Below are 19,344 nucleotides of genomic sequence, written 5' to 3'. Positions count from 1 at the left end.
ACAGTTATTTGGCGCAGCATTACTCAAGGAAGAGTAACCATGCAGCATGAGCCTGGTGTTGAAGCATTCGGGCTTTTGCTGCGTTTAGGGAAGGAACTATGGATGAGTCATGCGATAGAGTTTATCGAAACATCACTCTTTACCCGACAGATTAAAAGCATTGCTACGGATGATGAATTAAAGGATCTGCAAAAGGAACTTATTGCGTGGCCTGATAAAGGTGACCTGATCCAGCAGACGGGTGGTTTACGTAAAATAAGGATGGCGGCAGCCTCAAAGGGAAAGAGAGGGGGTATCAGAGTGATTTACTTTCTGGCCACGGAGGAGGTGATCTATTTCATTATGGCCTATCCAAAATGCATAAAGGACAGCCTGACAGAGGCAGAGAAAGCAGAACTTAAAAAGCTGACTTCCATTCTGAAAAATACTGCTTCCAGTGCCGTAAATGAGAGGTGTACTATGTACCCCAATCAGGCAGGTGGAGGCTGATAATGAGTATTTTTAATGAATTAAAATCTTCGCTTGAAGAGGCCGTTGAGATCCATAACGGAAGAAAAGCCGCTTCCCGAGTAACCCGCTATGAAGTTGCTGATGTGCGTGCCATCAGAGAGCAGCTCAATATCACGCAAAGCGAAATGGCGAAGGCGCTTGGCACGAGCGTCGATACGATAAAGAGCTGGGAGTCCAAACGCCGCAATCCAACCGGGCTGGCGGCGAAGGTACTTAATGTGATTAGGGAGAATCCTGCATTTTACAAGGCACTTGCCGGGCTGTGAGTCGCCCTTATGCCGGGTGGCGCTGCGCTTACCCGGCCTTCAAAACTGCTTTTCCGTAGACCTGATAAGCGAAGCGCCGTCAGGCCCGCCCTTCATTGACATAACTTTAATGATAACCATTTTCATTTAAATATAGCCTGTGCTATACCTTATAGCACGGGCTAATTTTGCTTTGAATTTCACCACCTCAGGAGACTTCTGCGATGCACCCACTGCAAGGATTAAAGCGTCTGTTGCTCGGCGCGCTGCTCACGGCTACGACCAGCACGGGCGCGCTGGCGGCTGAAAAGTTCCAGGTCATCACCACCTTTACCGTCATCGCGGATATGGCGAAAAACGTGGCGGGGGATGCCGCGGAAGTCACCTCCATCACCAAACCGGGCGCTGAAATCCACGAGTACCAGCCCACGCCGGGGGATATCAAGCGCGCGCAAAAGGCGCAGCTGATCCTGGCGAACGGCATGAACCTGGAGCTGTGGTTCCAGCGTTTTTATCAGCACCTGAACGGCGTGCCGGAGGTGATTGTCACCCAGGGCATCACCCCGATGGGCATCAGCGAGGGGCCGTACGATGGCAAGCCTAACCCGCACGCGTGGATGTCGCCGGACAACGCGCTGATTTACGTTGATAACATCCGCGACGCGCTGGTGAAGTACGACCCGGCCAACGCGCAGGTCTACCAACGCAACGCTGAGGCCTACAAGCAGAAGATCGTCGCGACCCTCGAACCGCTGCGCAAGCAGGTGGCGGAGATCCCGGAAGACAAACGCTGGATGGTGACCAGCGAGGGCGCCTTCTCCTATCTTGCGCGGGATCTGGGCATGAAGGAACTTTACCTGTGGCCGATCAACGCCGATCGGCAGGGCACGCCGCAGCAGGTGCGCAAGGTGATCGATCTGGTGAAGAAACATCGCATCCCGGCGGTATTCAGCGAAAGCACGGTCTCCGATAAGCCGGCGCGTCAGGTGGCGCGGGAAACCGGCGCCCACTACGGCGGTGTGCTGTATGTTGACTCCCTGAGTGCGGAAAACGGCCCCGTGCCGACCTATATCGACCTGCTGAACGTCACCACCCGCACGCTGGTGCAGGGCATTCGCGACGGCATGAAGGAGTGACCATGCAGAAGGGGATTGTCGTCACGGACGTGACCGTGACCTACCGCAACGGCCACACGGCGCTACGCAATGCGTCGTTCAGCGTGCCCGGCGGATCGATTGCCGCGCTGGTGGGGGTGAACGGCTCCGGCAAGTCCACGCTGTTTAAGGCGGTGATGGGCTTTGTGCGGGCGGCGAGCGGCACTATCACCCTCAATGGGCTGCCGCCTCATCGGGCGCTGCGCCAGAACCTGGTCGCCTACGTGCCGCAGTCGGAAGAGGTCGACTGGTCGTTTCCGGTGCTGGTCGAGGACGTGGTGATGATGGGGCGCTACGGGCATATGGGATTTCTGCGGCGGCCTAAAGTGCAAGATCGGCAGATCGTGACCGACGCCCTGATGCGCGTGGATATGCTCGAGCTGCGCCACCGGCAGATTGGCGAGCTCTCCGGCGGACAAAAGAAGCGCGTCTTTCTGGCGCGGGCGATTGCCCAGCAGGGCGAGGTGATCCTGCTCGACGAGCCGTTTACCGGCGTGGACGTTAAAACCGAAGCCAGAATCATCAGCCTGCTGCGCGAGTTGCGCGACGAGGGCAAAACCATGCTGGTCTCGACCCACAATTTAGGCTCGGTCACGGAGTTTTGCGATTACACGGTGATGGTCAAAGGCACCGTGCTGGCGAGCGGCCCGACGGAAACCACCTTCACCGCCGAAAACCTTGAGCGCGCCTTCAGCGGCGTGCTGCGCCACGTGGTGCTCAGCGGTTCTGAAGAGCGCATTATCACCGACGACGAGCGACCCTTCGTGACGCACCGGCAGGAGGCAAAATGAACGCGCTTCTCGAACCCTTCAGCTATGAGTACATGCTTAACGCGATGTGGGTCTCGGCGATGGTGGGTGGGCTCTGCGCGTTTCTCTCCTGCTACCTGATGCTCAAAGGCTGGTCGCTGATCGGCGATGCGCTCTCTCACTCCATCGTGCCGGGCGTGGCGGGGGCTTACATGCTCGGGCTGCCTTTCTCGCTGGGGGCGTTTTTATCGGGCGGGCTGGCGGCGGGTAGTATGCTGTTTCTCAACCAGCGCAGCCGCCTGAAGGAGGACGCCATTATCGGGCTGATCTTCTCCTCCTTTTTCGGGCTGGGGCTGTTTATGGTCTCGCTCAACCCGACCTCGGTAAATATTCAGACCATCGTGCTCGGCAATATTCTGGCTATCGCGCCGGAGGATATCGTCCAGCTGGCGATTATCGGCGTGGTGTCGATGGTTATCCTGCTGTTCAAATGGAAAGATCTGATGGTGACCTTTTTTGATGAGAACCACGCCCGCGCCATCGGCCTGCGCCCTGAGCGCCTGAAGATCCTGTTCTTCACGCTGCTGGCGGTCTCTACCGTGGCGGCGCTGCAAACCGTCGGCGCGTTTCTGGTGATTTGCCTGGTGGTTACGCCCGGCGCAACCGCGTGGCTGCTGACCGACCGCTTCCCGCGTCTGCTGATGATTGCCGTCGCCATTGGCAGCCTCACCAGCTTCCTCGGCGCGTGGGCCAGCTATTACCTGGACGGCGCCACCGGCGGCATTATTGTGGTCGCCCAGACGCTGCTGTTCCTGCTGGCGTTCGTCTTTGCGCCGAAGCACGGGCTGCTCGCCAGCCGTCGTCGCGCGAAGGAGGCACACCCATGATGGCGCTGCTCCTTGAACCCTTCCAGTTTGCGTTCATGAACAACGCGCTGCTGATTTCACTTCTGGTAGCCGTGCCCTGCGCGCTGCTGTCGGTTTTTTTGGTGCTGAAAGGCTGGGCGCTGATGGGCGACGCCATGAGCCACGCGGTGTTTCCCGGCGTGGTGCTGGCGTGGGTGATGGGCCTGCCGCTGGCGCTGGGCGCGTTCGTTGCCGGTCTGTTTTGCGCGGTCGCCACCGGCTACCTCAAGGACAACAGCCGGATCAAGCAGGATACGGTGATGGGGATTGTCTTTTCCGGGATGTTCGGCGCGGGGCTGATCCTTTATATCGCCGTTAAACCTGAGGTGCATCTCGACCACATTCTGTTCGGCGATATGCTGGGCATTAACGGGATGGACATTCTGCAAAGCGGTTTCGTCGCGGGGCTGATTGCGCTGGTGATTGGCCTGAAATGGCGTGATTTCCTGCTGTTCTGCTTTGACTATCAGCAGGCGCAGGCGAGCGGCCTGCGCGCCCGCTGGCTGCACTATGGCTTACTGTGCATGGTGTCGCTGACCATCGTGGCGACGCTGAAGGCGGTGGGGATTATTTTGTCGATTTCGCTGCTGATTGCCCCCGGCGCGGTGGCGGTGCTGATCGCCCGACGCTTTCACATGGCGCTGCTGGTGGCTGTGGCGGTATCAGTACTGGTGTCGGTCATCGGCGTGTATGCCTCGTTTTATCTCGACAGCGCGCCCGCGCCGACCATAGTGGTCCTGTTCGCGGTGGTGTTTATCGTGACGTTTGTGGTGACCAGCGTGAAGGCGCGTCGGCAGGAACGTGTGACAGCAGGGTGATCGCCTGCTCGCCGCGCAGTTGCCAGTGCAGGGTGAAGGCGGTGCCTTCGTTAAAGCCTGACAGTTGACGGGTCAATGCCAGCGTAAGCGTGTTATCGTCGAGCAGGGTGACGCGCGCGCTGTCAAACCCCATGTAAGCCTGCACCTGCGGAAAGAGAGCCTTAAACAGGCTCTCTTTGGCGCTGAAAACCAGCGTCAGGGCGAGGGCGAACGGGTAACCCGAGCGGGAAAGCACACGCTCTTCATGGGCATCTATAATGCCATCTTTGATTTCCCTTGCTTCATTTTCGGCGAGGATCGCTTCACTATCGATACCGATAAGCGCAGGGTAAGGCGCGACGACAGCCATCGCCTCCGTGCCGCTGTGGGTGATGCTGCCGTAAATTCCGTTCGGCCAGAGCGGTTCCCCGCTGGGGCCGATGGCGGGAACGGTGTGGTCAGGCAAGGCGTGCGCGGCGGCGATGCGTCCTGCCAGATGGTCGGCCTTGCGTTTACGTCCGGCGTCAGCGAGCTGGGCGTGATGGGGGAGCCAGAGGAGATCGGCGTCGGTGAAGGTGGTGGGGTCGAAGATGATGCGGTGGAGGGTGAGGCCGGCGAGAGAAAATGTGCTGTGGGTGGTGTGCATGGTTTTTCCCTCTGAATTGTGCGGACTGATGCCCTCACCCCAACCCTCTCCCACAGGGAGAGGGGGAAGTCACTGCCTTTATCAGAATCTTGTGTTTACGCTCATGTACCAGGTGCGACCCGGTTCATTATACGTATACGCACCCGCACCGTACATATACGCGCCGGTTGTCGCGTTCCCCGTGGTCTGGGCATTACCCGCGCGCCACTGGCGCTTGTCGAAGACGTTGTCCACGCCGCCGGTCAGGCTGACGTTTTTCGTCACGTCCCAGGTGGCGCTCAGGCCAACGATGCTGTACGGGCTGACCTCGTCTTTTTCAGACCCGGTCACCGGCTGACCTTTGTAGTTGTACTTCTTCGGCTGCTGCTTGCCGTACCAGGTGAAGGTCGACTGCAATGACACATCCTGGTGCACCTGCCAGCTCAGGGTTGAGTTCAGCGTGTACTCAGGAATGATCGACAGACGGTCGCCGGTCTCCTTGTTCTTGCTCTGGAGCATATAGGTAATGTTGTTGGTCCAGTTGATGGTGTCGCTGACCGGCACGTTCAGGGAGCCTTCCAGACCTTCCACCACTGCCTTCGGCACGTTTTCCCACTGGTAGATATCGGTGGTGACTTTACCGGTGGAGGTCTGGCCAATCGGCGCGTAGCCCGCTTCAATCTTGTTGCGGTAATCGTTGCGGAACCAGGTCACGCCCGCCAGCCAGCCGTCGCGTTTCCACTCGAGGCCAATCTCTTTGTTGATGCTGGTTTCCGCTTTCAGATCGTCGTTACCCATCATATAGCAGCCCACGCCGTCGGAACTGGCGTAGCAGCCCTGGCCTTTACTGTACAACAGGTAGTTCGGATTAGTCTGGTACAGGCTTGGCGCTTTGTAGGCGCGCGCGATCCCCATTTTCAGGGTGAAGTCATCCCCCAGACCTTGCGACAGGTTCAGGGACGGGCTCCAGTTATTGCCCACGATGGTGTGGTGGTCGAAGCGCAGGGCAGGGGTCAGCATGGTGCTGTCGGTCAGCTCCATGTTGTTCTCAGCGAACAGGGAGAAGATCTCCGCTGACGTGTACGGGCTACGGTCTTCGCTCATGCCCGGGATGGTGCCACCCTGCTGGGTTTGCGAGAAGGAGGTCGAATCCTTCATCCGCTGCTGGTTCCACTCGGTGCCGAGCGTCAGGTTCTGGTTCACAATGAAATCAATCGGCAGGTTAATTTCGCTGTGCAGCATCACGTCGGCCAGATCGGTGTCGGTGAATTTATTGCTGTTGAACAGACCTTCCAGACCGCCCGCCAGCCCTTCGCCCAGACGGGAGTTGCGGGTGTGTTCGTACTGCGCCCAGTTGCTGGTGGTAATGCCGTTGTCCCAGCCGCCGTTCCAGGTCACGGCGAAGTTCTGGCGATAAATACGGTTCGTCTCTTTGCCGTAGTTCTTCTTCACCAACGCGTTGTCGTTGTTGGTGTTTTGCGTGTCACCCGCATAGAGGTTGTTCTGGCGGCTGTAGCCCGCTTCAAACTCCAGCGACTGCATCGGCGCGAAGTCCCAGCGCACCACGCCGTTGATGTCTTTGTTCTCTACACCCTCGCGGCCCGCGGGCAGGGTGTTGGCGTAGGCTCCGGTACGCTCAGACTGGTGGCCCTGGTTGATGTCCCACGCGTCGGCCTGAGTCTTATCCAGGTTACCAAACATGCGGAAGCTGAAGTCGCCGCCCAGCGGGCCGCTCAGGCTGAAGTTGGTGCGCTTGGTAGAACCTTCATCCTTGTGTTCAGGCGCGTTCAGGTAGGTGTTCCAGGAGCCGTGCCACTGGTCGTCGAACTTTTTGGTGATGATATTCACCACGCCGCCCGCCGCGCCGTTGCCGTAGCGCGCGGCGGCCGGGCCTCGAATGACCTCGATGCGCTCGATCATCTCCGGCGGTACCCAGCCGGTATCGCCGCGGGTGTCACGCTCGCCGCGCCAGCCCAGGCGGATGGAGTTGCGGCTGGTGACGGGTTTGCCGTCGATCAGGATCAGGGTGTTTTCCGGGCCCATGCCGCGAATGTCGATCTGACGGTTGTTCCCGCGCTGGCCGCTGGTGGAATTCCCGGTCAGGTTAACGCCCGGCATGGTGCGGATGATTTCCGCCACGTCCCGCGCGGGCGGGTTTTTGCGGATCTCATCGGCGGTGATGGTCGACACGCCAGGCGCCTGCAAATTCTGCTCGGCGGCGGTGATCACCATGGTGTCTTCGTGCTGCGCAGAGGCGGCGTTGTCGTCTGCCATGGCGGGCAGCGCGACGCCATAAATCCCTAAATTGACCAGCAAGGCCAGAGAGTGAATCTTCTTATTCATTGTACGTCCCGCTTTTATGGTTATTTATGAACGCGCTTCCCACAGCGCGGGCAATACGCTATTGCAAATGCAAATAGTTATCAATAATATTATCAATAAAATTTGCTCTGAAACAAAAAATATTGCTAAACATGGGGTTATAAGGGTGACGGCGTTAACAACCGGAAGTGAAGCGTGGTGGCAGTCGAAAAACGGGCCGGAATGGCAACGTCATGAGGAAAACTATCGCGTCACGTTCTGGTGGCGTGACCCGGCAGGAACGCAAGCAACGTCACCGATCAAACGCGTCTGGCTCTACGTCACCGGCGTGACCGATCACCATCAAAATGCCCGCCCGCAGTCCCTCGAACGCATTCCCGATACCGACGTCTGGCAGTGGCAGGGCGAGTTCAGCCCCGAGTGGCGCGGCAGTTACTGTTTTATCCCTTCCGTGAATGAAAACGATTTTGCCAGCGTCGTGTTTGAAGGCGAGCAGCCGGAACGCATGGCGCTGCGTGAAGGCTGGCGCAAGCTGCTGCCTCACGCGGTTTCAGACCCGCTGAATCCGCAGAGCTGGCGCGGCGGGCGCGGCCATGCCGTCTCCGCGCTGGAGATGCCGGAAGCGCCGGTTCAGCCGGGCTGGAATCATCCCGATACGCCCTTCAACGCGCCCATTTGCATTGAGTGGGAAAGCGCGCGCCTGAAAAATCGCCGTCGCGTCTGGATTTTCACCACCGGCGGGGACGACCGGGAACGCCCGCTGGCGGTGCTGCTCGACGGGCAGTTCTGGGCCGAAAGCATGCCCGTCTGGCCTGCGCTGGCGTCGCTCACCGCCGGGCGCAACCTGCCGCCTGCGGTCTACGTCTTAATCGATGTTATCGATATGGAGCATCGCAACCGCGAGCTGCCGTGCAATCCCGACTTCTGGCTGGCGATGCAGGAAGAACTTCTCCCCCTTGTCCAGCAACGCGCGCCGTTTAGCGACCGCGCCGACCGTACGGTGGTCGCAGGGCAAAGCTTTGGCGGTCTCTCCTCCCTTTATGCCGCACTGCACTGGCCGCAGCGTTTTGGCTGCGTGCTCAGCCAGTCCGGATCCTACTGGTGGCCGCACCGCGGCGGGCAGAAGGACGGGCTGTTAATCGAACAACTTAAAACCGGCGAAATATCCCCTCGCGGGCTACGCATCCTTCTTGAAGCCGGGCGCAACGAGCCGCTTATCTTGCGCGCAAACCAGGCGATCCTCGCCGAACTACACACTCAGCAACCGGTTATCTGGCGTCAGGTTGACGGCGGACACGATGCGCTTTGCTGGCGCGGTGGGCTGACGCAGGGGCTGATGACCCTCTGGCAGCCGCTCATTCAATAACGGAGTCTGTATGGAATTCAGCAATCCTTTCGATAATCCGCAGGGACAGTTCGCCATTTTGCAAAATGACCAGGGGCAGTACAGCCTGTGGCCGCAGCAGTGCGAGTTGCCCGCGGGCTGGCGCGTGGTGTGCGAACCGCACTTTCAGGAGGCGTGCCAGCAGTGGCTGGCGCAACGCTGGCAGACGCTTGAGCCGTACTCTTTTGCGGGGGAGCGCGCATGAACCGTCTTCCTCTCGTCGCCGCCCAGCCGGGTATCTGGATGGCAGAGCAGCTTTCCTCGCTGCCAAACGCCTGGAGCGTGGCGCACTACACCGAGCTGAAAGGAAATATCGACGCGCCGCTGTTGGCTAAAGCCATCGCTGAGGGCATGATGCAGGCCGATACTCTGCGCACGCGTTTCGCTGAAGATAACGGCGAGGTCTGGCAGTGGGTCGATGAGGCTCTGATCCTGCCGGGGCCGTCCATCGTTCGCGTTGATTCTCACGACGCCGCCGTGGCGCTGATGGAAGCCGATCTCAGCCAGGATCTGCGCGTGGACAGCGGTCAGCCGCTCGCTTTTCATCAGCTGATTCAGGTCGGTGACAACCGCTGGTACTGGTATCAGCGCTATCACCATCTGGTGGTGGATGGCTTCAGTTTCCCGGCAATTACCCGCCAGATCGCCGCGATTTACGCCGCCTGGAAGAAAGGTGAACCTACCCCAGCCTCACCGTTTACCCCGTTCGCTGATGTCGTTGACGAGTATCAGCGCTACCGAGACAGCGAGGCGTATCAGCGCGACGGTGCCTTCTGGGAGGAGCAGCGCAAACAGCTTCCTCCTCCGGTCTCGCTCTCCTCCGCGCCGCTACCGGGACGCGCCGCCACTACCGACATTCTGCGTCTGAAAATGGCAATGGACGCTCGCGCCTTTAGCCAGCTGGCGCAGGCAGCCGGGCAGGCACAGCGTACCGATCTGGCGCTTGCGCTGGTGGCGCTGTGGCTGGGCCGCCTCACCGGACGGCTGGACTACGCCGCCGGGTTTATCTTTATGCGCCGCATGGGGTCCGCCGCGCTGACCGCAACCGGCCCGGTGCTTAACGTCCTGCCGCTGGCGGTGAATATTAATCCGCTTGAGAGCCTGCCGGAGCTGGCGCTGCGCCTGGCGAACCAGCTGAAAAAGATGCGCCGACATCAGCGCTACGACGCCGAGCAGATCGTGCGCGACAGCGGGAGGGCCGCAGGGGACGAACCCTTGTTTGGGCCGGTGCTGAACGTGAAGGTATTTGATTATCAGCTGGATATTGACGGCGTGGAGGCCATCACCCACACGCTGGCGACCGGCCCGGTGAACGATCTGGAGCTGGCGCTGTTCCCGGACGAGCAGGGCGGATTAAGCATTGAGATCCTCGCCAACAGGCAGCGTTACGACGACGCGACGCTGAAGCGCCACGTTTCGCGCCTGAACGCGATGCTGGCGCAGTTTGCCGCGAACCCGGACCTGCGCTGTGGCGACGTGGAAACCGTATCAGAGCAGGAATACGCCCGTCTGGCGCGCATCAACGATACCGGTCTGGCGCTGCCCTCCACCACGCTGGCGGATCTGGTGGCGGAGCAGGCGAGCAAAACGCCGGACGCTCCCGCGCTGGCGGATGCCCATATTGAGCTGAACTACCGCCAGATGCGCGAGCAGGTGGTCGCGCTGGCAAACCTGCTGCGCGCGCGCGGCGTGAAGCCGGGCGACAGCGTGGCGGTGGCGCTTCCGCGTTCGGTGTTCCTGACCCTGGCGCTGCACGGGATTGTTGAAGCCGGCGCCGCCTGGCTGCCGCTGGATACCGGCTACCCGGACGATCGTCTGCGGATGATGCTGGAGGACGCGAAACCGTCGCTCCTCATTACCACCGACGCGCAGCTTCCGCGCTTTAACGATCTGCCGATACCTTCGCTTAGTTACAACATGCTATTGCCGACCGCAGGCGCTGAACCTCTGCGTCTGGCGAAGCCGGAGCAGACCGCGTACATCATCTTTACCTCAGGTTCAACGGGACGCCCGAAAGGGGTGATGGTGGGGCATACCGCCATCGTTAACCGCCTGAAGTGGATGCAGGATCATTATCCACTTCAGGCGCATGACGTCGTGGCGCAGAAAACGCCGTGCAGCTTTGACGTGTCGGTGTGGGAGTTCTGGTGGCCGTTTATCGCCGGGGCAAAGCTGGTGATGGCCGAGCCGGACGCGCACCGCGATCCGCAGGCGATGCAGAGCTTCTTCGCAGAATATGGCGTAACCACCACCCACTTCGTGCCCTCAATGCTTGCGGCATTTGTTGCCTCGCTGACGCCGGAAAACGTCGACTGTTGCAGGACGCTGAAGCAGGTGTTCTGTAGCGGCGAGGCGCTGCCAACGGCGCTGTGCCGCGAATGGGAGCAGCTCACTCATGTACCGCTGCATAACCTCTACGGCCCAACCGAAGCGGCGGTGGACGTGAGCTGGTATCCGGCGTACGGCCCGGAGCTGGCGGCAGTGGAGGGCAACAGCGTGCCGATCGGCTTCCCGGTGTGGAATACGGCGCTGCGCATTCTGGACGCGATGATGCGCCCGGTGCCGTTCGGCGTGGCGGGCGATCTGTATCTCACCGGCATTCAGCTGGCACAGGGGTATCTGGGACGGCCCGACCTCACCGCCAGCCGCTTTATTGCCGATCCGTTTGCCCCAGGCGAGCGGATGTATCGCACCGGAGACGTCGCCCGCTGGCTGGACAACGGGGCGGTGGAATATCTGGGCCGCAGCGATGACCAGCTGAAAATCCGCGGTCAGCGCATTGAGCTGGGCGAAATCGACCGGGCGATGCTGTCATTGCCTGACGTGGCCCAGGCCGTGGCGCATGCGTGCGTGTTTAATCAGGCTGCGGCAACGGGCGGCGATGCCCGCCAGCTGGTGGGGTATGTGGTCTCGGAATCCGGTTTACCGCTGGATCGCGACGCGCTGCTGGACTCGCTCAGGGCACAGCTGCCGCCGCATATGGTGCCGGTGGTGCTGCTGCAAATCAGCGCGCTGCCGCTGAGCGCCAACGGCAAGCTGGATCGCAAGGCGCTGCCGCTGCCGGAGCTGACCAGCAAAACCTCCGGTCGCGCACCCGAGACGCAAACCGAAGCCGCCGTGGCGCAGGCGTTTTCTGCGCTGCTGGGCTGCGAAGTGAACGATATCGATGCCGACTTCTTTGCCCTTGGCGGCCACTCGCTGCTGGCGATGCGCCTCGCGGCTCAGCTCGGCCGTGCGTTCAGCCGCAAGGTCACGCCGGGGCAGATTATGGTCGCCTCGACGGTCGGCAAGCTCAGCGCGCTGCTGGACTCGCAACTGAGCGACGAACAGGCGCAGCGTCTGGGGTATGAAACCCTTTTGCCGCTGCGTGAAAGCAACGGCCCGACGCTGTTCTGCTTCCATCCGGCGTCCGGCTTTGCCTGGCAGTTTAGCGTCCTGGCGCGCTACCTCAGCCCGCGCTGGTCCATCGTCGGCATTCAGTCGCCGCGGCCAAACGGCCCGATGCAGCAGTGCGCGGATCTCGATGGGGTGATCGAACATCACCTGAAAACGTTGCGTAAGCAGCAGCCGCACGGGCCTTATTACCTGTTCGGTTATTCCCTCGGCGGCACGCTGGCGCAGGGCATTGCGGCCCGCCTGCGCGAGCAGGGTGAAGCGGTGGCGTTCCTCGGCCTGCTGGATACCTGGCCGCCGGAAACCCAGAACTGGGCGGAGAAAGAGGCAAACGGCCTTGACCCGGAAGTGCTGGCGGAGATCGAGCGCGAGCGTCAGGCGTTTATCGCCGCTCAGCAGGGCCAGGGCTCCAGCGAATTGTTTAACACCATTGAAGGCAACTACGCGGACGCGGTGCGGTTGCTCACCACCGCGCACAGTTCACGCTTTGACGGTAAAGCGACGCTGTTTGTTGCCGAACGCACGCGAACGATGGATCCGCATACGGCCTGGGCGTCGTGGGTGGGCGAGCTGGAGGTCTACAGCCAGGACTGCGCCCACGTGGATATCATTTCACCGCAGGCGTTTGAAAAGATTGGGCCGGTACTGAAGGAAATTTTAGGATAGTGCAAATGCCCGGTGGCGCTGTGCTTACCGGGCCTACGGGAGCTGAATGTAGGCCGGGTAAGGCGTAGCCGCCACCCGGCAATTACCGCCGACCTAACGGCACCACCAGCGGCGTACCCGCCACCGGATCGTCAATAATCATGCAGCGCATGCCGTAGATCCGCGCGATCAGCTCTGGCGTCACAATCTCCTTCGGCGCGCCCTGCGCCACAATCTCACCGTCGCGCAGCGCAATCAGATGCGTCGCGTAGCGGCAGGCCTGATTTAAATCATGCAGCACCGCCGCCAGGGTATATCCCTGCGTGCGGTTCAGCTCGCTCAGCAGCTCCAGCAGGTCAATCTGATGGCTGATGTCGAGCCAGGTCGTCGGCTCGTCCAGCAGCATAATGGCGGTTTCCTGCGCCAGCACCATCGCGATCCACGCCCGCTGTCGCTGTCCGCCAGATAGGGTATCCACGCTTTGCTGAGCCAGATCGGTGATGCCCGTTGCCTGCATCGCGCGCTTCACGGCCTCGTCGTCCTCTTTGCGCCAGCGGGTAAACAGCGGCTGGTGTGGGTAGCGTCCGCGCGAGACCAGCTCCTGCACTGTGATGTCTCCCGGCGTGGTGGCGTTTTGCGCCAGCAGCCCGATGCGCCTGGCCACCTCTTTGCTGGCGAAGCGCTGGATCTGCTCCCCGTCGAGGAATACGCTGCCCTCTGTCGGCGACATCAGGCGGCTCAGGGTGCGCAGCAGGGTTGATTTGCCGCAGCCGTTCGGACCGATAATCGCGGTGAAGTGGCCGTCCGGAATGGCGACGGTTAAATCACGGGCAATGATTTTTTTGCCATAGCCGAGGGTCAAGTTTTCGCCGCGCAAGCGGGTTGTTGAATCTGTCATTTCTTGCGTGACTCCTGAACGAGCAAGACGATGAGGTAAATCCCGCCGAGGCTGACGGTCACTACGCCCACCGGAAGTTGATAAGGCATAAACAGCCGCTGGGCGCAGAGATCGGCGGCCAGCAGCAGTATCGCACCGCACAGGGCAGCCTGGGTCAAGCCCCAGCGCGCGGTGCCGCTAAGACGCCGCGCGATATGCGGCGCGACAAGGGCAATAAACGAGATCGGCCCGGCAATCGCGGTGGACGCAGCGGTCAGCAGTACCGCCACCAGCATCAGCATCAGGCGCGAGCGCTCAACGCTCACGCCCAGCGCGCAGGCGCTGTCGTCGCCCATCTCCAGCAGGCGCATCCGGCGTACCAGCAGCAGGGCGCCGATAAACATCAGCAAAATTAGCGGCGCGGCGGGCCAGGTTTTGCCCCACGTCAGGCCGTTGAGGGAGCCGGCGTACCACAGCCCGGCGGAGAGCGCGGTTTCCAGAGACGCCTGCAACAAAAGCCAGGTGTTAAAGGCCATCAGCATCGCGCGGATGCCTATCCCGATAATGATCAGCCGGAAGGTGTCGATGCCGTTGCGCCAGGCCAGGGCCCAGATAAGCAGCGAGGTCAGAATGCCGCCCGCCATCGCCGTAAAGGTAATGGCCGTCAGATGTTGCCCGAACAGCACCATCGCCACCAGCACGCCGCTCCACGCGCCGGTATTCAGGCCCATCACGTCCGGGCTGCCGAGGGGGTTACGCATCAGCGACTGGAAAATCGCGCCGCTGACGCCAAGCGCCGCGCCCACCAGGATCGCCATCGCCACGCGCGGCAGTCGCCATTCGGTGACCACCATGGTGATGTTACGCGGCGCGCTGCCGGTGAGGGCGTGAAAGACCTGCGCGAAATCAAGCGTTACGGCACCGCTTTGCAGGCTCCAGACCGCCAGCAGAGTAATGGCGATAGCCAGCAGGAAGACGCTGGTGAGTAAACGACGGGAAGGAGCCATCATGCGCCACCTCCGCGTCTGCGACGTACCAGGAAGATCAGCACCGGCGCGCCGATAAACGCGCTCACCACCGAGACGCGCAGCTCGCCGGGCACCAGCAGGCGGCCCAGCACGTCGGCAAACAGCAGCAGGGCAGGGGTCGCCAGCAGCGTGACCGGCAGCGACCAGCGGTGGTCCGACCCCACCAGCCAGCGCGCCATGTGCGGCATCATCAGGCCGATAAAGGCGATCGGACCGACCACGGCGGTTGCGCTGCCGCTCAGCACGGTGATAGCGAGCAGGCCAGTCAGCTGCGTGCGCGCCACGCGGTTGCCGAGGGCGGTTGCGGTGTCGCTGCCGAGGCTCAGGCTGTTCAGCGACCGGCTTAAACACAGCGCCACGACGGCGGCGATAATGACCGGGATTGCCACCACGTTTAAAGTTTCAAGGGTGCGGATATCCAGCGAGCCGGCCTGCCAGAAGCGCAGCTGGTCGTAGACGTCCGGGTTGAGCAGGGCGATACCGCTGGACAAGCCTTCCAGCACCGCCGCGAGCGCTACGCCCGCAAGCGTCAGGCGAACCGGGCTCAGTTGCCCGCCGCCCTGACTTCCGGTAAACGCGACCACCAGCGAGGCGGCCAGCGCGCCGCAGAAGGCCATCACCAGCTGTTCAGAGGGTGACGTCAACCCGAACAGCGCTGCGCCGAGCACGATGGCAAAGCTGGCCCCGGAGTTGACGCCAAGAATGCCGGGGTCCGCCAGCGGGTTACGGGTAAGGGTTTGCATCAGGGCACCCGCAAGGCCGAGCGCGCCACCGGCCAGCAGTCCGGCAAGAGTGCGGGGCAGGCGGGCGTCGAGCACGATGGTGCAGTCGGCGCTCTGACAGGTTCCGGAGAGCGCATCAACGATAACGGACGCGGGCAGCGGTTTAGCGCCGACCAGCAGGCTGAGTGCAATCGCAAGGATTAGCAGTAGCAATAATACGGGCACGGCAATGGCGCGCACCGCAGAAGAGGAAAACGACATAGCAACATCCATGATTTGATAATGATAGTGATTATCGTTATCTATCTTATTTGGCTATGTTAGCATGTGCGCCCATGGAATGGGTAGAAATAGACTCAAGGCTTTGTCATGAATCAAAAATCCTGGCTGCTTAACCTCAGCCTGTTGAAAACGCACCCGGCGTATCGCGCCGTTTTTATCGCTCGCTTTATCTCCATTTTGTCCCTCGGCCTGCTCGGCGTCGCCGTGCCCGTCCAGATCCAGACTATGACGCACTCCAGCTGGCTGGTGGGGCTATCCGTCACCTTAACCGGCGGGGCGATGTTTATCGGGCTGATGGTCGGCGGCGTGCTGGCGGATCGCTACGAGCGTAAGAAGCTGATCCTGCTGGCGCGCGGCACCTGCGGGGTGGGCTTTATCGGGCTGTGTCTGAACGCCATGCTGCCGGAGCCGTCGCTGGTGGCGATTTATGCCCTTGGCCTGTGGGACGGTTTTTTCGCCTCGCTCGGCGTAACGGCGCTGCTGGCGGCGACACCCGCGCTGGTGGGGCGCGAGAACCTGATGCAGGCGGGGGCGATCACCATGCTCACGGTACGCCTCGGCTCGGTGGTTTCGCCGATGGTCGGCGGCCTGCTGCTGGCCACCGGCAACGTGGCGTGGAACTACGGCCTTGCCGCGGCGGGCACCTTTATCACCACCCTGACGTTACTGCGTCTGCCGCTCCTGCCTCCGCCGCCGCAGCCGCGCGAGCATCCGCTGAAGTCCCTGATGGCCGCGATTCGTTTTCTGTTCAGCAACCCGCTGATTGGCGGCATTGCACTGCTCGGCGGCCTGCTGACGATGGCGAGCGCCGTGCGCGTGCTTTACCCGGCGCTGGCGGGCGAGTGGCAGATGAGCGCCTCAGAGATTGGCGTGCTGTACGCCGCCATTCCGCTCGGTGCGGCCTGCGGGGCGCTGACCAGTGGTAACCTGGCCCAAAGCTCGCGTCCGGGCCTGATTATGCTGGTGGCGACGCTGGCCTCGTTTATCGCCATCGGCTTCTTCAGCCTGATGCCGGTCTGGGCGCTGGGGGTGATGTGTCTGGTGATTTTCGGCTGGCTGAGTGCGGTCAGCTCACTTTTACAGTACACCCTGATCCAGACCCAGACGCCGGAAGGAATGCTGGGGCGTATCAACGGCCTGTGGACCGCGCAGAACGTGACGGGCGATGCAATTGGCGCGGCGATCCTCGGCGGGCTGGGGGCGATAATGACCCCGGTGGCGTCGGCGAGCAGCAGCGGGTTTGTGTTAGCGATGGTTGGCGCGATCTTACTGGTGGTGCTGGTGGAATTGCGGCGGTTCAGGCAGGAGGTCGTGTTGAACGACGGTGCGGCCTGATGCCCTCACCCCGGCCCTCTCCCACGGGGAGAGGGAGGGAAAATGCCTACTTAAACAACGCATTCAATCTGTCTAACACCAGCATTGCGCTGTAATAATCCAGGCGGAACGTCTCCGTTCCCAGCGCCCAGACGCGTTTGTTTTTCACCGACGGTAAATGCGCCAGCAGCGGGTTGGCGTAAATCGCATTCACGTCTTTCTCGTCGCCGGCAAACACGAACAGCCCTTCGCCGTTCAGCCCCGTCGCCAGGTTTTCTCCACCCAGCTGAATAATGTCGTGACGCTTGCCCTGGCTTGTTGAGGTCTGCAACCCGGCAGGCAGGTCCGCCAGCGTAAAGCCCAGCTGGTGTAACAGCTTGCCCTGCGCCGATTCTGTCGTCCACAGGTTTGCCGTGTGCGCGGCGGCGGTGTAGACGATGGCATTCACCGGCTGCGGCGGCAGTTTCATCTGCTGTTTCACCTGCGCGAGCTGTTTATCGAACGCGGCGATGCGTTCAGCGGCCTGTTTCTCGTGCCCGGTCATCGTGCCCAGCTGGGTCAGCAGTTCCTGCCAGCTTTTGTCGTCGTAATTGATGATAAGCGTCGGGGCGATGGCGGAGAGCTGATCGTACAGCGCCAGCGCGGAATCCCCGCCGGTGGCGCTGATTAGAATCAGGTCCGGCATCTGGGCGGCCACCGCTTCGGCGCTCGGCTCGCCGATGTACAGCCGTGCAACCTTACGCTGTTTTGCAATATCCCCCCACTGGCGCAGGAAACCCTGCGCGTCCGCCACGCGGTTGTTCGGCGTGGTTGCGCCGCTGGCAATGACCGGCGCGTCAATCGCCAGCAGGGAGCCGGTTAAGGTCACGCTGGTGGAGACAATGCGCGTCGGTTTGCTCTCAAGCGTATGCACGCCGCGGCTGTCGTTGACCTGGCGCGGCCAGTCGGCGGCGGCTGAGGTTAGTCCTAAAACAAAAAGTCCTGTCAGAAGAAGGGCATTGCGGCAAACGGCAGCGATTTTCACAGAGCGGCATCCTGTTTTTATTGAAGATAATGCTTCTCATTTTCATGGTTGCCGGGAAGGGATGCAAGCGTTTGTCGCAGAAGTTAATGGCCCGACGGTTGACAGCGGCGCGCTGTGGGATTAGGTTAGCCGACGAAAATATAAATGATAATCATTATTGCTTCTTTTATCATTTTGAGGAGGATGATATGGACACGTCCCTGGCTGAGGAAGTTCAGCACACCGCGACCACGCTGCAATCAGACAGCTTTTTCTTTATGTCGCCTTACCGCAGTTTTACCACCTCAGGCTGTTTTGCCCGATTCTCTGAACCTGCCGTCGGCGGCGACGATCCGGCGGGGCAGTTCCAGCAGAAATTAGCCCAGGCTTTCCGGGATGCGAAAGCCAGCGGCATCGCCCATCCCGTCATGGTAGGGGCCATCCCGTTCGATACCCGCAAGCCGTCTTCGCTGTTTATTCCGCAACGCTGGGAAACGTTTTCCCGTCCCGCGCGTCAGCAGTCCGCTCGCTATTTCTCCGGCGCGCAGGCGCTGAAGGTGGAACAGCGCACTGAGATCCCCGCTCAGCCCGTTTATGAAGAGATGGTCGCGCGCGCCGCGTCGCTCACCGCCACGCCGCAGGTGAATAAGGTAGTGCTGTCGCGCCTGATTGATATCGCCACCGACAAAAAAATGGACAGCGGCGCGCTGATGGAGCGTCTGATCGCCCAGAACCCGGCGAGTTTTAACTTCCACGTGCCGCTGGAAGACGGCGGCGTGCTGCTCGGCGCCAGCCCGGAACTGCTGCTGCGCAAAGAGGGCAGGCACTTTAGCTCGCTGCCGCTTGCAGGCTCCGCGCGCCGCCAGCCGGACGACGTGCTGGATCGCGAGGCGGGCAATAAGCTGCTGGCCTCCGAAAAGGACCGCCACGAACACGACCTGGTGACCCAGGCGATGAAGGCCATTCTGGAACCGCGCAGCCATCACCTGAGCATGCCGTCTTCCCCGCAGCTCATCACCACGCCGACGCTGTGGCATCTGGCGACGCCGGTTGAAGGTGACGCGCGCGAGAACGAAAACGCCCTGACGCTGGCCTGCCTGCTGCACCCGACCCCGGCCCTGAGCGGCTTCCCGCATCAGGCGGCTAAAGAACTGATTGCCGAGCTGGAGCCGTTCGACCGCGAGCTGTTCGGCGGCATCGTCGGCTGGTGCGACAGTGAAGGCAACGGCGAGTGGGTGGTGACCATCCGCTGCGCGCGTCTTCACGAAAATACCGTTCGCCTGTTTGCCGGCGCGGGCATTGTGCCTGCCTCCTCCCCGGTGGGCGAGTGGCGTGAGACGGGCGTGAAGCTCTCCACCATGCTTAACGTGTTTGGCCTGCACTAAGGAA

Annotated in this window: 17 protein-coding genes; 11 read left to right on the top strand and 6 right to left on the bottom strand. The window is 61.3% G+C overall.

All coding sequences use genetic code 11. From position 1 onward, the window contains the following. The first annotated feature begins 102 nt into the window (after window positions 1-102). From IM291_RS04755 to IM291_RS04730, 6 genes are all read left to right on the top strand, one after another. Window positions 103-489, top strand: a complete 387-nt coding sequence (locus IM291_RS04755; RefSeq protein ID WP_041912044.1) for a type II toxin-antitoxin system RelE/ParE family toxin — start codon at window positions 103-105, stop codon at window positions 487-489. 2 nt (window positions 490-491) lie between these two features. After that, window positions 492-776: a NadS family protein gene (nadS, locus tag IM291_RS04750; RefSeq protein WP_041910964.1), complete on the top strand. Its 285-nt coding sequence runs from the start codon at window positions 492-494 to the stop codon at window positions 774-776. Window positions 777-979: 203 nt separating this feature from the next. Continuing rightward, window positions 980-1,891, top strand: coding sequence for a metal ABC transporter substrate-binding protein (locus IM291_RS04745; RefSeq protein WP_047362700.1), 912 nt, complete (start codon window positions 980-982; stop codon window positions 1,889-1,891). Between the two features lie 2 nt (window positions 1,892-1,893). Next, window positions 1,894-2,700 (top strand): iron/manganese ABC transporter ATP-binding protein SitB, encoded by an 807-nt coding sequence (gene sitB / locus IM291_RS04740; RefSeq protein ID WP_192971433.1) that lies wholly within the window; start codon window positions 1,894-1,896, stop codon window positions 2,698-2,700. Continuing rightward, entirely contained in the window at window positions 2,697-3,545 is an 849-nt protein-coding gene (gene sitC / locus IM291_RS04735; protein ID WP_048998924.1) for an iron/manganese ABC transporter permease subunit SitC, read from the top strand. Before sitB ends, sitC begins: the two co-directional genes overlap by 4 nt. Beyond that, the gene (locus IM291_RS04730; protein ID WP_192971432.1) at window positions 3,542-4,381 is read left to right on the top strand and encodes a metal ABC transporter permease; all 840 of its coding nucleotides are present in this window, start codon (window positions 3,542-3,544) and stop codon (window positions 4,379-4,381) included. The genes sitC and IM291_RS04730 overlap by 4 nt, the downstream gene beginning before the upstream one ends. Here the strand turns inward: IM291_RS04730 and entD are convergent. Further along, window positions 4,317-5,006: an enterobactin synthase subunit EntD gene (gene entD / locus IM291_RS04725; RefSeq protein WP_192971431.1), complete on the bottom strand. Its 690-nt coding sequence runs from the start codon at window positions 5,004-5,006 to the stop codon at window positions 4,317-4,319. The two genes, IM291_RS04730 and entD, sit on opposite strands and share 65 nt — an antisense overlap. A gap of 81 nt (window positions 5,007-5,087) precedes the next feature. Continuing rightward, the gene (locus IM291_RS04720; RefSeq protein WP_060573696.1) at window positions 5,088-7,328 is read right to left on the bottom strand and encodes a TonB-dependent siderophore receptor; all 2,241 of its coding nucleotides are present in this window, start codon (window positions 7,326-7,328) and stop codon (window positions 5,088-5,090) included. A 145-nt stretch (window positions 7,329-7,473) separates the two neighbouring features. Between IM291_RS04720 and fes the strand changes: the two genes are divergently transcribed. The 3 genes from fes to entF are packed head-to-tail and all read left to right on the top strand — an operon-like array spanning window position 7,474 to window position 12,750. Beyond that, window positions 7,474-8,673, top strand: coding sequence for an enterochelin esterase (gene fes / locus IM291_RS04715; RefSeq protein WP_192971430.1), 1,200 nt, complete (start codon window positions 7,474-7,476; stop codon window positions 8,671-8,673). Between the two features lie 10 nt (window positions 8,674-8,683). Further along, window positions 8,684-8,896: an MbtH family NRPS accessory protein gene (locus IM291_RS04710; protein ID WP_192971429.1), complete on the top strand. Its 213-nt coding sequence runs from the start codon at window positions 8,684-8,686 to the stop codon at window positions 8,894-8,896. Beyond that, the gene (entF, locus tag IM291_RS04705; RefSeq protein ID WP_192971428.1) at window positions 8,893-12,750 is read left to right on the top strand and encodes an enterobactin non-ribosomal peptide synthetase EntF; all 3,858 of its coding nucleotides are present in this window, start codon (window positions 8,893-8,895) and stop codon (window positions 12,748-12,750) included. Before IM291_RS04710 ends, entF begins: the two co-directional genes overlap by 4 nt. Window positions 12,751-12,832: 82 nt before the next feature. On the opposite strand, the gene fepC is transcribed toward entF, so the two are convergent. The 3 genes from fepC to fepD are packed head-to-tail and all read right to left on the bottom strand — an operon-like array spanning window position 12,833 to window position 15,617. After that, window positions 12,833-13,627, bottom strand: coding sequence for an iron-enterobactin ABC transporter ATP-binding protein (fepC, locus tag IM291_RS04700; protein WP_059357479.1), 795 nt, complete (start codon window positions 13,625-13,627; stop codon window positions 12,833-12,835). Beyond that, complete coding sequence (gene fepG, locus IM291_RS04695) at window positions 13,624-14,613, bottom strand: iron-enterobactin ABC transporter permease (RefSeq protein WP_192986379.1); 990 nt, start codon at window positions 14,611-14,613, stop codon at window positions 13,624-13,626. The genes fepC and fepG overlap by 4 nt, the downstream gene beginning before the upstream one ends. Continuing rightward, window positions 14,613-15,617 carry a Fe(3+)-siderophore ABC transporter permease gene (gene fepD, locus IM291_RS04690; protein WP_063866037.1) on the bottom strand — a complete coding sequence of 335 codons (1,005 nt, stop codon included), beginning with the start codon at window positions 15,615-15,617 and terminating at the stop codon, window positions 14,613-14,615. The genes fepG and fepD overlap by 1 nt, the downstream gene beginning before the upstream one ends. Window positions 15,618-15,725: 108 nt before the next feature. Here fepD and entS point away from each other — a divergent pair, with 108 nt between their 5' ends. Continuing rightward, window positions 15,726-16,973 carry an enterobactin transporter EntS gene (gene entS / locus IM291_RS04685; protein WP_192986256.1) on the top strand — a complete coding sequence of 416 codons (1,248 nt, stop codon included), beginning with the start codon at window positions 15,726-15,728 and terminating at the stop codon, window positions 16,971-16,973. Window positions 16,974-17,019: 46 nt separating this feature from the next. Here entS and fepB read toward each other — a convergent pair whose 3' ends face one another. Continuing rightward, window positions 17,020-17,976 (bottom strand): Fe2+-enterobactin ABC transporter substrate-binding protein, encoded by a 957-nt coding sequence (fepB, locus tag IM291_RS04680; RefSeq protein ID WP_192986254.1) that lies wholly within the window; start codon window positions 17,974-17,976, stop codon window positions 17,020-17,022. Window positions 17,977-18,164: 188 nt separating this feature from the next. On the opposite strand from fepB, the gene entC reads away from it, so the two are divergent. Next, on the top strand, window positions 18,165-19,340 hold the full coding sequence (gene entC, locus IM291_RS04675) for an isochorismate synthase EntC (RefSeq protein ID WP_192986252.1): 1,176 nt from the start codon (window positions 18,165-18,167) through the stop codon (window positions 19,338-19,340). The last annotated feature ends 4 nt before the right edge of the window (window positions 19,341-19,344 follow it).

The sequence above is a fragment of the Enterobacter cloacae complex sp. P27C genome, from assembly GCF_014895705.1.
GTDB lineage: Bacteria > Pseudomonadota > Gammaproteobacteria > Enterobacterales > Enterobacteriaceae > Enterobacter > Enterobacter bugandensis.
This window is presented reverse-complemented; position numbering and strand designations above follow the sequence as displayed.

What these genes read in the sequence shown, in the direction of transcription:
- fepG (WP_192986379.1), bottom strand. Translation starts at nt 14,613, where the DNA reads ATGGCTCCTTCCCGTCGTTTACTCACCAGCGTCTTCCTGCTGGCTATC.
- IM291_RS04720 (WP_060573696.1), bottom strand. Translation starts at nt 7,328, where the DNA reads ATGAATAAGAAGATTCACTCTCTGGCCTTGCTGGTCAATTTAGGGATT.
- IM291_RS04755 (WP_041912044.1), top strand. Translation starts at nt 103, where the DNA reads ATGAGTCATGCGATAGAGTTTATCGAAACATCACTCTTTACCCGACAG.
- entC (WP_192986252.1), top strand. Translation starts at nt 18,165, where the DNA reads ATGGACACGTCCCTGGCTGAGGAAGTTCAGCACACCGCGACCACGCTG.
- sitC (WP_048998924.1), top strand. Translation starts at nt 2,697, where the DNA reads ATGAACGCGCTTCTCGAACCCTTCAGCTATGAGTACATGCTTAACGCG.
- entF (WP_192971428.1), top strand. Translation starts at nt 8,893, where the DNA reads ATGAACCGTCTTCCTCTCGTCGCCGCCCAGCCGGGTATCTGGATGGCA.
- IM291_RS04710 (WP_192971429.1), top strand. Translation starts at nt 8,684, where the DNA reads ATGGAATTCAGCAATCCTTTCGATAATCCGCAGGGACAGTTCGCCATT.
- IM291_RS04745 (WP_047362700.1), top strand. Translation starts at nt 980, where the DNA reads ATGCACCCACTGCAAGGATTAAAGCGTCTGTTGCTCGGCGCGCTGCTC.
- entD (WP_192971431.1), bottom strand. Translation starts at nt 5,006, where the DNA reads ATGCACACCACCCACAGCACATTTTCTCTCGCCGGCCTCACCCTCCAC.
- sitB (WP_192971433.1), top strand. Translation starts at nt 1,894, where the DNA reads ATGCAGAAGGGGATTGTCGTCACGGACGTGACCGTGACCTACCGCAAC.
- IM291_RS04730 (WP_192971432.1), top strand. Translation starts at nt 3,542, where the DNA reads ATGATGGCGCTGCTCCTTGAACCCTTCCAGTTTGCGTTCATGAACAAC.
- fepD (WP_063866037.1), bottom strand. Translation starts at nt 15,617, where the DNA reads ATGTCGTTTTCCTCTTCTGCGGTGCGCGCCATTGCCGTGCCCGTATTA.
- entS (WP_192986256.1), top strand. Translation starts at nt 15,726, where the DNA reads ATGAATCAAAAATCCTGGCTGCTTAACCTCAGCCTGTTGAAAACGCAC.
- nadS (WP_041910964.1), top strand. Translation starts at nt 492, where the DNA reads ATGAGTATTTTTAATGAATTAAAATCTTCGCTTGAAGAGGCCGTTGAG.
- fepC (WP_059357479.1), bottom strand. Translation starts at nt 13,627, where the DNA reads ATGACAGATTCAACAACCCGCTTGCGCGGCGAAAACTTGACCCTCGGC.